The organism is Lichenicoccus sp. (assembly GCF_965277665.1).
Lineage (GTDB): Bacteria > Pseudomonadota > Alphaproteobacteria > Acetobacterales > Acetobacteraceae > Lichenicoccus.
In genome coordinates, this window is sequence record NZ_OZ255835.1 from 2,542,039 (window position 1) to 2,554,346 (window position 12,308).

The following is a 12,308-nucleotide window of genomic DNA, read 5'->3' on the forward strand; positions in this document are numbered from 1 at the left end:
GATAGCGGACGCCCGGACCAGCATCTGCTGCGCCCATGTCGCAATGAATACAGTAGCTTGTGCCGTGGCACGGCGCTTGGAACAGGTCATGCCGGGCGCAGCGCGCTCCGCAACCGCAAGGACCTGTCATGACTCCGAAACCCTATCTGGTGCCACTCGCCGTGGTCCTGCTCGCCGGTGCCGGTGGCCTCGCCGCAGCGCAGGTCATCGCGCAGCAAGGTGGCTACGATCCCGGCCAGTTGCCCGCCTTCCACGGGACGGTGCAGCAGTACGACCTGACGCCGCGCGGCGATGTCGATGGCGTGTTGCTCGCCGATGGCACCGAGGTGCATTTCCCGCCGCATCTGGGCCTCCAGGTGACGGCCGCGATCCGCCCCGGCGACGCGGTGACGATCCGCGGCCTCAAGGCGCGCATGCTGCCGCTGGTGCAGGCGATGGCGATCACGGCCGACAAGAGCGGCACCACCATCACCGATGACGGGCCGCCAGCCGGACCGCCACCGCGCGGTCCGCAGGAGCCGCCGCCGCCGCCCGGAGGCCCCGACATGGCGGGGCCACCATCGACGGTCAGCGGCATCGTGAAGCTGCGCCTGCACGGGCCGCGCGCCGATTTCAACGGCGTGCTGCTCGATGACGGGACCGAACTCCACCTGCCGCCGCCGGAGGCAGACCGCCTGTCGGACCAGTTGCAGCCGGGTCGTAGGATCACGGCGCGCGGCGGCCTGTTCGCCAGCGGCCTGGGCCGGGTCATGGGCGTCTCGGCGATCGGCCCCTCGGCGGACCAGCTGACCGCCGTCGCCGTGGGGCCACCGCCGCCGCCGCCGCCGGGAGAACCGCCGCCGCCGCCTGCTCCGTAGGCACCGATGCGACCTTGGGCCAGCGGGGTTGCGGCATCATGCCGGCACGCTCGATCCCACTGGTTCACAGTGCGGGCATCGGGCGCATTAGGGCGCTGGCGCGAACCATGACGACATGCTATCAACCTGGTCCAGCTTAGTCTGGACGCCGCATCATGCAGACCGTGAACATCCACGCGGCCAAGACCCAGTTGTCTCGCCTGGTCGAACAGGCGGCGGCCGGAGAGGAGATCGTCATCGCGCGCGCCGGCCGGCCGGTCGCCAGGCTGGTGCGCCTCGAGGCTCCGGCGCCTGGCACCCGGCGTCGGCTCGGCATGCTGGCCGGACAATTGCGTGCCCCGGACGATTTCGACGCGCCGTTGACCGATGACCTGCTGGCATCGTTCGAGAGCGACTGAAGCGCCGGACGCCCGATGCGGCTGCTGCTGGACACGCATCTGCTGCTCTGGGCGCTCGGCGAGCCGGGGCGGCTGGACCGCACGACCAGGGCCGTGATCGAGGATACCGGCAACGACGTCCTCTTCAGTGCCGCCAGCATCTGGGAGATCGCGATCAAGGCGGCGCTCGGGCGCATGGATTTCAGGGTCGGCCCGGAGGCCATCGTGCAGGCGGCGCGCCGGACCGGGTTCGTCGAGTTGCCGGTACATGCCGCCGCGGCGGCGCTGGTCGCGGACCTGCCGCCGCATCATCGCGATCCGTTCGACCGGCTGCTGATTGCACAGGCGATGGCCGAGCCGGCGCGCCTCTACACCGCCGACCCAATACTGCCGCCCTATTCGGAGCTGGTGACGCTGGTCGGCGCGTGACGATCCGGGTGAACCCTCAGGTCGGCACGTTGCGCGCCAGCTCCTCGAGCCAGGCGCGGGCATTGCCGTCCGAGGGCGCCCGCCAGTCGCCGCGCGGCGACAGCGCGCCGCCGGAGGACAGCTTGGGGCCGTTCGGCATCGCCGAGCGCTTGAACTGGCTGAACCCGAAATACCGGCGCAGGAACAGCTCCAGCCAGTGGCGGATCTCGCCGAGGGGGTACTCCCGGCGCCGCTGCTCGGGGAAGCCCGGCGGCCAGGTGCCCCGTCCGGTCTCGCCCCAGGCCCGCCAGGCCAGGAACGCCACCTTCGAGGGCCGGAACCCGTAGCGCAGCGTGTAGAACAGGTTGAAATCCTGCAGCGCGTACGGGCCGATCTTCTGCTCGGTACTCTGCAGGGCGGCATCGGCGGCCGCCGGCACCAGCTCGGGCGAGATCTCGGTCTCCAGGATCAGGCCAAGCACGTGCAGCGCCTCAGGTGCGAACTGCGCGGTGGCGATCGACCAGCGGATCAGATGCTGGATCAGCGTCTTCGGCACCCCGGCATTGACGTTGTAGTGCGACATCTGGTCGCCGACGCCGTAGGTGCACCAGCCCAGCGCCAGCTCCGACAGGTCGCCGGTGCCGAGCACGATGCCGTCATGCTGGTTGGCCAGCCGGAACAGGTAGTCGGTGCGCAGGCCGGCCTGCACGTTCTCGAAGGTCACGTCGTAAACCGGCTCGCCGCGGGCGAACGGGTGCTCGATCTGCTCGAGCATCAGCCGCGCCGACGGGCGGATGTCGAGCACCGCGCTGGTCACGCCGAGCGACTGCATCAGCGCCATCGCATTGTCGCGGGTGCCGTCGCTGGTCCCGAAGCCGGGCATCGTATAGCCCAGGATGCCGGTGCGCGGCAGTCCGATCCGGTCCATCGCCCGGGCCGCGACGATCAGCGCCTGGGTCGAATCCAGGCCGCCCGACACGCCGATCACGATCCGCTGCAGGCCGGTGGCGGCCAGCCGCTGCTCCAGGCCGGAGACCTGGATGTTGTAGGCCTCGAAGCAGTCCTGGTGCAGCCGCGCCGGGTCGGACGGCACGAACGGGAACCGCTCGATCGGACGGCGGAAGCCGATATCGGCCGTCGGCGGCGCCAGGGTGAAGGCGATGCGCCGGAACGGCCCGGGCGCCTCGGTCGCCCGGCGGTTCTGCTCGAAGGTGCCCATGCGCGCCCGCTCCTGCCGCAGCAGGTCGAGATCGATATCCGCGATGGCGGTCTGCGGACCCGCCGGGAAGCGCCCGGTCTCGGCCAGCGGCGCCCCGGCCTCGAAGATCGAGACCTGGCCGTCCCAGGCCACGTCGGTGGTGGATTCGCCCTCGCCGGCCGCCGCATACAGATAGGCGCACAGCCCGCGCACCGACTGCGCCTGGCACAGCAGGCGCCGAATCTCGGCCTTGCCCACGGTGATGTTGCTGGCCGAGAGGTTGCCCACGATGGTGGCGCCCGCCAGCACGCTGCTGCTGCTCGGCGGGTTCGGCACCCAGAGGTCCTCGCAGATCTCGGCATGCACGACCAGGCCGGCCACGTCGTCGGCGGCGAACAGCAGGTCGGTCCCGAACGGCACGTCGGCGCCGCCGAGCCGGATGTGGCCACCCGCCAGGCCGGCGCCGGCTGCGAACTGCCGGGCCTCGTAGAACTCGCGATAGTTCGGCAGGTAGGATTTCGGCACCACGCCCAGCACGCGGCCGCGATGGATGGCGACCGCACAGTTGAACAGGGCGCCCTGCGCCCGCAGCGGCGCGCCGACCAGGATCAGCGGCAGGAAAGCGGCCGAACGCGCGGCCAGGTCCTGCAGGGCGGCCTCGACGGCATCGAGCAGCGCGTCCTGCTGGCGCAGGTCCTCGATGGTGTAGCCCGACAGGCCGAGCTCGGGAAATACCGCGAGCGCGGCTCCCTGCCCGCCGCAATCCGCCGCCAGCGCCGCGGTCGCGCGGGCATTGGCCATCGGGTCGGCCAGCGCGACCGGCAGGGTACAGGCCGCCACGCGCACGAAGCCGTGCCGGTAGATCGACCGGAATTCGGCAAGGGTTGCAACCGGGGCGCTCACCCTGTTGTCTTGGACATCGCGGCGGCGCCTTGCAAGTGCGGGGGTTCCCGGGTGCCTCAAAAACATCGCCACTGCCGCATCGGAACAAAAGCTGGCACAAAGCTGTTCCAGGCCGGTGGAGTTGGAGTGCCAGTTCGAGATGACGGAGCCTTTGCACCGATGAGCAGGCGGCTATGAGCCGGGCCGTGTCGATCATCGGAGCCGGACCGGGGGGCCTCGCCAGCGCGATGCTGCTGGCCAATGCCGGCGCCGACGTCACCGTCTATGAACGCCACGCCCAGGTCGGAGGACGCTCCGGGACCATCGAAGGGATCTCCGCGCACGGGCGATTCCATTTCGATATCGGTCCGACCTTCTTTCTCTATCCGCGCATCCTGTCGGATATCTTCGCCGAATGCGGCCGTTCGCTGGAGGACAGCGTCGAGCTGATCCGGCTCGGCTCGCACTACGACCTGCTGTTCGAGAACGGCCCGCGGATGACCGCGACCAGCGACATCGAGGCGCTGCAACGATCGGTCGCCACCATCTCGGCGCAGGACGCCGCCGCGATCCCCGCCTTCCTGGCCGACAACCGGGCCAAGCTCGAAGCCTTCCGGCCGGTGCTGCAGCGTCCGTTCGACAGCTGGCGCGACCTGCTGCGGCCGGACATGCTGCGTGCCCTGCCGCTGCTGCGCCCGGGCCGGTCGGTGGATCGCGACCTCAAAAACTTTTTTTCCGATCCGCGGGTCCGGCTCGGCTTCTCGTTCCAGAGCAAGTATCTCGGCATGTCGCCCTATCGCTGCCCGAGCCTGTTCACGATCCTTGCCTTCATGGAATACGAGTTCGGCATCTTCCATCCGCGCGGCGGCACGGGCGCGGTGATGCGGGCGATGGCCGACGCGGCACGACAGCTGGGCGTCCGCTTTCGCATGGGCGAGCCGGTACGCGAGTTGCTGATCGAGGGTCGCCGGGTCACCGGGCTGCGCACCGATCGTGGCGTGCAGAACTATGACGCGGTGGTGCTCAATGCCGACTTCCTGGCCAGCATGACCAACCTGGTGCCGGACGCCAAGCGGCGCAAATGGACCAACCGCCGGATCGCGCGCAAGCAGCTCTCCTGCTCGACCTTCATGCTGTATCTCGGCATACGGGGCACGCTGCCCGATGTCGCGCACCACACGATCTTTCTCTCGCGCGAGTACGAGCAGAATTTCCGCGAGATCAACGAGGGCCGCATCGCGCCGCAGGTGCCGTCGTTCTACATGCAGAATGCCTGCGTCACCGATCCGGCGCTGGCGCCACCGGGCTGTTCCACGCTCTATGTGCTGGTTCCGGTCGGCCATACCCGTGCGGGGGGGCTCGACTGGAGCCCGGAGGAACGCGCGCGGTATCGGGCCCTTGCGCTGCAACGCCTGATGCAGGCCGGACTGCCCGACATCGAGAACCGTATCCTGTTCGAGAAGATCATGACGCCGGCCGACTGGGAAAGCGAACTCGACGTGCATCGCGGCGCGGTGTTCAACCTCGCGCATTCGCTGACGCAGATGCTGAACTTCCGGCCGCATAACCGCTTCGAGGATCTCGACGGCGTCTATCTGGTCGGCGGCGGCACGCATCCCGGCAGCGGGCTGCCGGTGATCTTCGAGGGTGCCCGCATCAGCGCCCGTCTGCTGGCCGAGGATATCGGACTGCGACAGGTCCGCACCGACATGACCTGGTCCGACCGTCCGGCACCCGCACCCTCGGTCGATGCCATGGCTGAGAGGAATTCGCTGTGAACATGTCTCGTCCGGTTCCTGGTCCGGTTTCTGGCCCGGCTTCTGGCCCGGTCGGGGTCATCGGCGCCGGCCTCGGCGGCCTCGCCGCCGCCTGCACGCTCGCCGCCCGCGGGCACAAGGTGGTGCTGTTCGACAAGAACCCGTGGCTCGGCGGCAAGGCGGCGGTGCACCACGATGCCGGCTACCGGTTCGACATGGGCCCGACGATCCTGACGGTGCCCTCGGTGCTCGAGCGAATCTTCGCCGAGGCCGGCGAGGTGATGAGCGATCATCTCGACCTGCGGCGCATCGATCCGCAATGGCGCTGCTTCTTCGAGGATGGCAGCGTGCTCGACCTCGACCAGGATCCGCGCGCAATGGCGGCGCGTCTGCGCGAGTATTCGCCGCAATCCGAAAAGGGCTACGGTGACTTCCTGGCGATGAGCGAGCGGCTGCACGCCGTCAGTCGAAAATTCTTTTTCTGGCGATCGGTGCAGGATATCGGCGACACGCTGGATTTCCGCAGGAACCTCGATCTCAAGACGTTGAAGGATGTGCTCAGCCTGCGCATGGGCTCCACCGTCGCGCGCGAGATCAGGAAGCGCGTGCCGGACAAGCGGGTCGCGCAGATGCTCGACCATTTCGTGCAGTATGTCGGTTCGTCGCCGTATCTCGCGCCGGCCGTGCTGTGCAGCATCGGGCACATGCAGACCCAGGAAGGCGTGTGGTATCCGATCGGCGGCACCCGCGCGGTGCCCGAAGCGCTGACCGCGCTGGCCGAGCGCCTGGGCGTCGACATCCGGCCGGACACCGGCATCGCGCGTATCAACCGTGACCATGGCGGCCGCGACGCGCGTGTCACCGGCGTGCTCACCGAGGCCGGCGAGACGGTGCCGCTGCGTGCCGTGGTGTCCAACATGGACAGCGTGCGCACCTATCGCGAGCTGCTCGGCGGCGAGGCGGACCGCCGCTTCACCGGCCGCCGCCCGCGCGAGGCCGCCTGTTCGGGCGTCGTGCTGTATCTCGGTCTGGATCGGGCCTACGAGCACCTGGCGCACCACAACTTCGTCTTCTCGCGCGACCCGAAGGAAGAGTTCGACTTCATCTACCACAAGGGCGAACCGGCACCCGATCCGACATGCTACATCGCGGCACCCTCGCGCACCGAAGCAGGCGTCGCGCCGCCGGGTGGCGAGGCGCTGTATATCCTGGTGCATGCGCCGTACCTGCGGCCGCACCATGACTGGTCGAAGATGCTGCCGGCCTATCGGCGCGTCATCTTCGACAAGCTGGCGCGCACCGCCGGCCTGACCGATCTGGACACCCGCATCCGCACCGAACGCGTGCTCACGCCGGCCGATATCCACGAGCGCTACCGGGTTCTCGACGGGGCAATCTATGGCCTCGCTAGCCACGGCCGCTTCGTCGGTGCGTTCAAGCCCGGCAACCGGTCGCGCGAGGTGCCGGGGCTGTATCTCGCGGGGGGTGCCGCGCATCCGGGGGCCGGCATGCCGATGGTCATGATGTCGGGCTGGATCGCGGCCGACGCCCTCGATACGGACGCGAAGTCCAACACCGGCAGCCCGGCCCTCGTGCGCCCCGCTTTGGTGCAGCAGAGCGCCTGATGACGATCGAGCGCGATCCGGTGGCGCTGCGGTTCGAGCCGCTGTTCCGCCTGTTCGCGCTCTATCTTCGCTTCAGCTTCTCCCGGAACTTCCACGCGGTGCGGCTATCCGGCGCCTTGCCGGTGCTGCCTGAGCTGCAACCCGTGATCGTGTTCAGCAACCACCCGTCCTGGTGGGATCCGGCCCTGTTCATCCTGCTCACCGACCATATGTTCCGCGGCCGGCCGTGTTTCGGACCAATGGACGAGGATTCGCTGCAACGCTACGGCTTCTTCCGCCGCCTCGGCGTCTTCGGCGTCGAGAAATCCTCACTCGCCGGGGCGAAGCGGTTCCTCCAGGTAGCCCGGCACATCCTGGGACAGAGCAGCGGCCCGGCGGGGCGCGGCATGGTCTGGGTGACGGCCGAGGGCGGCTTCACCGACCAGCGCAAGCGTCCGATCACGCTGCGTCCCGGCATTGCGCATCTCGCCCGCAGCGTTCCCGATGCGTTGCTGGTGCCGCTAGCCATCGAGTACGGGTTCTGGAACGAGAGCCGGCCCGAGGTGATGATCCGGTTCGGCACGCCGATGCCGGCCGATGCGCAGCGGCGCACCACCGACTGGACCGCACTGCTGCAGACCGCCTTGTCGGCCGAGATGGACGCGCTGGCGCGCGATACGATGAGCCGTGACCGGTCCCGCTTCCAGCGCGTGCTGCGCGGCCGTGCCGGTGCGTCGTTGCCCTACGATCTCTACCGGCGGCTGCGCGCGCTGCTAGCCGGACGGCCCTTCTCGTCGGCGCATGAGGAGGAGGCGTGAACACGTTGGCACTGCTCGGCGACGTATCGCTGGCTCTCGCGGCACTGCCGATGCTGGTGGCGCTCAGCAATTTCGGCTTGATCCGGCGCCCGGGGGCGTCCCGCTTCCTGCCGGCGATCTCGGTGCTGATCCCGGCGCGCAACGAAGCTGCCAATATTGCGGCTGCGGTCGAGTGCGTGCTCGCGAGCACGGCCTGCACGATCGAGCTCCTGGTGCTCGATGACGATTCCACCGACGCGACACCGCAGATCCTGGCCTGCATCCACGATCCGCGCCTGCGCGTGCTGAGCGCGCCCGGCCTGCCGGGCGGCTGGTCCGGCAAGCAGCATGCCTGCTCGGTGCTGGCGCGCGAGGCGCGGTTCCCTTTGATGGTGTTCCTCGATGCGGACGTGCGGCTCGCACCGGACGCGCTGTGCCGCATGGGGGGCTACATGGAGGCGCATCCGCAACTCGGCCTAGCCAGCGGCTTTCCCCGGCAGGTCACCCGAAGCTGGTCGGAGTGGCTGCTGCTGCCGCTGATCCACCTGCTGCTGCTCGGCTACCGGCCGCAGGCGCTGGATCGCGATCCGCGTCTGGTTGGTTTTGCCGCCGGCTGCGGGCAGTTGTTCATCGCGCGCCGCGATGCCTACCGGCGGGTCGGCGGCCATGCCCGCATCCGCGCCTCGATGCATGACGGGCTGACGCTGCCGCGCGCGTTCAGGAATGCCGGCATCGGCACCGGGCTGTTCGACGGCACCCTCCTCGCGAGCTGCCGGATGTATGCGTGCTTCCAGGATGTCTGGAACGGGCTCGGCAAGAACGCCACCGAGGGGATGGCGACACGGCGCGCGCTGCCGGTCTGGACCGTACTGCTGGGCGGCGGACATGTGTTGCCGTTCGCACTGCTGCTCACCGCACCGCTCGTGGCGGAGCGTTCGGTGGTCTGGGCTGCCTGCGCCCTGAGCCTCGGACTGCGGGCGCTGCTGGCCATCCGCTATCGGCAGGATGCGCGCAGCGTGCTGGCGAGCCCGGTCGGCGTCGCGATGCTTCTGGTCCTGCAATGGAACGCACTGGTGCGTGCCGCGCGCGGCCGCCCTGCCACCTGGCGCGGGCGCGCCTACCCGATGCAATGAGGTCGGCGGTGCGAGCGATCCTGGTCGCGACACTCTGGCCGCAGGCGGTCGCCACGGTCGCGCGCGCGGCGACGGTGCAGGTCGTGGTCGACGGCGTGCGCGATGCACGCGGCCATGTCCGGATCGGCGTCTGCACGAAGCCGGAGTTCCTGGGCGAGAACTGCCGGTATCATGCCTTGGTGGCGGCCCGCCCGGGGAGCGTCACGGCCACAATCGACAAAATCGTTCCGGGGACGTATGCCGTAGCGGTTTACCAGGATATTGACGATCTCGGCCGGCTGAAACGCAATTTCTTCGGCGTGCCGCGCGAGGATGTCGGATTTTCGCGCGATCCTCCGCTAGGATTGGGGCCACCCGGTTTCGATGCGAGCGATATCAGCATCGGCGATGCCGGCGGCCGTATCGTTGTCAGACTGCACCATTTCGGATCATGACCCCAGCTTTGGAGACCTCCATGCGACGTATGCTCACACTGCCCCTGCTGGCCGCCCTGGTATTGGGGATGCTGCCGCTGGCCACCCAGGCCGCCCTGGCGCAGCCCGGCCCGGGTTTCGATCGCGATCATCGGCCGCCGCCGCCGCCGCGCCACTACCACCATCATCGCTATCATCGGCATCTGCCGCCGCCGCGGTAAAAGCGCGGACGGCTGCAACCTGGGTGGTTCGCCTGGGTTAGCGCGGTCAGCAAAGGAGCCCAGTCATGGAACTGCTTCACTGGACGTTGGTCTTTCTCGTCGTGGCCCTGGTCTGCGCCGTGCTCGGCTTCGGCGGCTTCGCGGCGACCTTCGCCGGCATCGCCAAGATCCTGTTCTTTATCTTCCTCGTCCTGTTCGTGGTCAGCCTGATCTTCGGCCGCGGGCGGGGCAGCCGACTCTAACCAGGCGCGTCTCTGCAACAGAACGGGGCCCGGTCGCAGCGACCGGGCCCCGTTTCGTTTCTGCTCACCCGTCTGCGGTTCAGCCGGGTGAGCGGTTCAGGTCGTGCGCCAGCGCCGCGGTTTCCGCCTCCCTCTGACAGGCGATGATCCCGACGACGCGGCTGCCGTCATACTGCCGCGCCAGGAACTCGCCAGTCGCCAGGTCGCCATCGACGACCACCCGGTCGAACGTCTCGGCATGGCCAAGATATTCGAACCGCTTGCCGTAATGGTAGGTCCAGAAGAACGGCGGCTGCTCGAAGCGGGCGTCGCCGCCGAGCATGCCGCGCGCCGCAACCCGTGCATGCTGCTGCGCGACCCGCCAATGCTCGATGCGCGCGGCATCGGCGATGCCGAGAGGAAAGCGTGCCACATCGCCGGCCGCGAAGATCTGGTCGGTGGCGCGCATGTCTGCGTCCACAAGAATACCGCCATCGCGTGCAAGATCGAGGGAGGCCGCGAACGCCGTTGCCGGGTGCACGCCGTAGCCGACCAAGGCCACGTCTGCTTCCAGCCGGGTGCCGTCGTCGAGCACCACCGCCTGGACCCGTGTCACGCCCTCGATCGAGGCAATCCGGCGCGGCGCCATGAAGACCACGCCGTGCGCTTCGTGCAGCCGGCGAAACATGGTGCCGATCTCGGTGCCGAACTGGCGCTCGAACGGGATCGTGGCATTCGCGACCACGGTCACCGGCACGTCGCGCTCGCGCAGCGCCGATGCCGCCTCCAGGCCGATGAACGAGGCGCCGGCGATGACGACGCGCGCCCCCCCTTCCAGAGCCGGCAGCAGGCTGCGCGCATCATCGAGGGAGCGCAGCAGATGCACGCCCACGAGGTCGGCGCCCGGCACGTCCGGTCCGCGCGGGATGCCGCCGGTCGCGATCAGCAGGGCGTCGTAGACCAGGACCGATCCGTCCGCGAGCGTGACCCGGCGCGCACCCTGGTCAAGGGCCACAGCCTCGCCATGCACCCGCTCGATACGGTGCGACGCCCAGAAGTCGTTCTCGCGCAACGGCCACACCTCATCCGGCGGCATCGCCCCCTGCAGCACGAACTTGCTGAGCGCCGTGCGGTCGTACGGCGCGTCCGCCTCGGCGCCGACCAGCACCACCCGGCCGGTGAACCCGAACTCGCGCAGGGCGGCGGCGGCGGCCGTCCCCGCCGCACCGGCGCCGACGATCAGCATGGTGCGCGGGTCCGCCGGGCCTGCCGCCACTGCTGGCGGTAGCGGCAGCGGCCGGTCCGAGACGCGCACATCGCCGTCGATGATTTCGACCGGATAGCGGGTCAGCGGATCGAGCGCCGGCGGCTCCAGCAAGGCCCCGTCGGCGATGGCGAAACTCGCCTTGTGCCACGGGCAGACCAGCCGCCCGTCACAGACCGCGCCCTGCTCCAGCGGTGCCCCGGCATGCGGGCAGTCGGCCCCGAAGGCGTGCACCACCGCGCCGTCGCGCAGCAGCAGGATCGCGGTCTCGCCGACCATCACCCGGACCGGGCGGTGCTGTTTCAGCATGTGCAGCGTGGCGACTTTCTGCATCGGAGGCTCCTCCAGGAGGCTGTCTTGAGCGTCACGGATCTGGAATGCAACGGGGAGGTGGTGGCATGGTTTTCGGCACGAACCCGGAACAGGGCTGGCCGAAAGCGGAATGGCCGATTTCAGAGAGACTGCTCAAGAGGCTGGGGTGTGCGACTTTGGAGACATTCGACTGCAACGGCGTCCAGGCCCGCAAAAACAAAGCGCTCGATGTGACTGACCAGGGCTTCGATTCCATCACCCCCCACCACCAGGTCTGGCAGGAACGTCTCCAAACTCGATCTGTTGATAACTGAGAGCATGATGCACGGTGCGATGACCGTCAGAAGACATCGGCCCACCAGAGGGTCTTCCGCCGGGCGATCAATGATTTCTCCAATGATCGCTTTCAGGTGGGCGCGACGCGGCGCGATTGACGTGGCAACAAAATCTTTCTGGGCGAAGGTCGGGATGACCATCTCCCGGCTCACGAGCCGCATTTCCCACGAACCGGCCGTCGATTGGGAAAGACGACCCGCCAAATCCCGAACGAAAACCCGCAATTTTTCTCGGGCAGGCAGGGCTGCGGCGCCGGCTTTGTCCGGCGGCAAGATGTCGGCCCGCCGGTGCGCTTCCTTCAGCGTCGCTATGTAGAGCACCTCGAAGCCGCCGAAATGGTAGTTGACGGCCGCCAGGTTCATCCCGGCGCGCAGGCAGATCTCCCGGCTGGTTGCACCGTGAAAACCCTTCTCGGCGAAGACCTCGCCCGCCGCCTCGAGCAATTGCTCTCGCGCCCTGGCGCCTCCCTTGGACATCGGCGGTTCCTCAAAGCGGTGCTGGCGAGGCATGACCATCACATATACGCCT

The 12,308-nt window shown here is 68.7% G+C and carries 13 protein-coding genes; 10 read left to right on the forward strand and 3 right to left on the reverse strand.

The genetic code is table 11. The features are described from left to right. Positions 1-128 precede the first annotated feature (128 nt). The 3 genes from ACQY4O_RS11735 (at position 129) to ACQY4O_RS11745 (ending at position 1,663) form a co-directional block, all read left to right on the forward strand. Positions 129-857 (forward strand): hypothetical protein, encoded by a 729-nt coding sequence (locus ACQY4O_RS11735; RefSeq protein WP_428376551.1) that lies wholly within the window; start codon positions 129-131, stop codon positions 855-857. A gap of 155 nt (positions 858-1,012) precedes the next feature. After that, entirely contained in the window at positions 1,013-1,255 is a 243-nt protein-coding gene (locus tag ACQY4O_RS11740) for a type II toxin-antitoxin system Phd/YefM family antitoxin (protein ID WP_428376552.1), read from the forward strand. A gap of 15 nt (positions 1,256-1,270) precedes the next feature. Continuing rightward, the gene (locus ACQY4O_RS11745; protein WP_428376553.1) at positions 1,271-1,663 is read left to right on the forward strand and encodes a type II toxin-antitoxin system VapC family toxin; all 393 of its coding nucleotides are present in this window, start codon (positions 1,271-1,273) and stop codon (positions 1,661-1,663) included. A 16-nt stretch (positions 1,664-1,679) separates the two neighbouring features. Here the strand turns inward: ACQY4O_RS11745 and ACQY4O_RS11750 are convergent, their stop codons facing one another. Further along, positions 1,680-3,743: an NAD(+) synthase gene (locus ACQY4O_RS11750; RefSeq protein ID WP_428376554.1), complete on the reverse strand. Its 2,064-nt coding sequence runs from the start codon at positions 3,741-3,743 to the stop codon at positions 1,680-1,682. A gap of 185 nt (positions 3,744-3,928) precedes the next feature. Between ACQY4O_RS11750 and crtI the strand changes: the two genes are divergently transcribed. The 7 genes from crtI to ACQY4O_RS11785 all read left to right on the forward strand — a co-directional run bounded on the left by crtI (position 3,929) and on the right by ACQY4O_RS11785 (position 9,889). Continuing rightward, a complete protein-coding gene (crtI, locus tag ACQY4O_RS11755; RefSeq protein WP_428376555.1) occupies positions 3,929-5,500 on the forward strand; it encodes a phytoene desaturase family protein in 1,572 nt (523 codons plus the stop codon). A gap of 2 nt (positions 5,501-5,502) precedes the next feature. Further along, entirely contained in the window at positions 5,503-7,104 is a 1,602-nt protein-coding gene (locus ACQY4O_RS11760; protein ID WP_428378180.1) for a phytoene desaturase family protein, read from the forward strand. Next, positions 7,104-7,901 carry a lysophospholipid acyltransferase family protein gene (locus tag ACQY4O_RS11765; protein ID WP_428376556.1) on the forward strand — a complete coding sequence of 266 codons (798 nt, stop codon included), beginning with the start codon at positions 7,104-7,106 and terminating at the stop codon, positions 7,899-7,901. Before ACQY4O_RS11760 ends, ACQY4O_RS11765 begins: the two co-directional genes overlap by 1 nt. Beyond that, on the forward strand, positions 7,898-9,013 hold the full coding sequence (locus tag ACQY4O_RS11770) for a glycosyltransferase (protein ID WP_428376557.1): 1,116 nt from the start codon (positions 7,898-7,900) through the stop codon (positions 9,011-9,013). The genes ACQY4O_RS11765 and ACQY4O_RS11770 overlap by 4 nt, the downstream gene beginning before the upstream one ends. 8 nt (positions 9,014-9,021) lie before the next feature. After that, positions 9,022-9,447, forward strand: a complete 426-nt coding sequence (locus ACQY4O_RS11775; protein ID WP_428376558.1) for a DUF2141 domain-containing protein — start codon at positions 9,022-9,024, stop codon at positions 9,445-9,447. 20 nt (positions 9,448-9,467) lie between these two features. After that, positions 9,468-9,647, forward strand: coding sequence for a hypothetical protein (locus ACQY4O_RS11780; protein ID WP_428376559.1), 180 nt, complete (start codon positions 9,468-9,470; stop codon positions 9,645-9,647). A 65-nt stretch (positions 9,648-9,712) separates the two neighbouring features. Then, positions 9,713-9,889, forward strand: a complete 177-nt coding sequence (locus tag ACQY4O_RS11785) for a DUF1328 domain-containing protein (protein ID WP_428376560.1) — start codon at positions 9,713-9,715, stop codon at positions 9,887-9,889. Between the two features lie 79 nt (positions 9,890-9,968). Here ACQY4O_RS11785 and ACQY4O_RS11790 read toward each other — a convergent pair whose 3' ends face one another. Both ACQY4O_RS11790 and ACQY4O_RS11795 read right to left on the reverse strand, forming a co-directional pair. After that, the gene (locus ACQY4O_RS11790; protein WP_428376561.1) at positions 9,969-11,465 is read right to left on the reverse strand and encodes an FAD-dependent oxidoreductase; all 1,497 of its coding nucleotides are present in this window, start codon (positions 11,463-11,465) and stop codon (positions 9,969-9,971) included. 119 nt (positions 11,466-11,584) lie between these two features. Next, positions 11,585-12,295 carry a CerR family C-terminal domain-containing protein gene (locus ACQY4O_RS11795; RefSeq protein ID WP_428376562.1) on the reverse strand — a complete coding sequence of 237 codons (711 nt, stop codon included), beginning with the start codon at positions 12,293-12,295 and terminating at the stop codon, positions 11,585-11,587. Positions 12,296-12,308 lie beyond the last annotated feature (13 nt).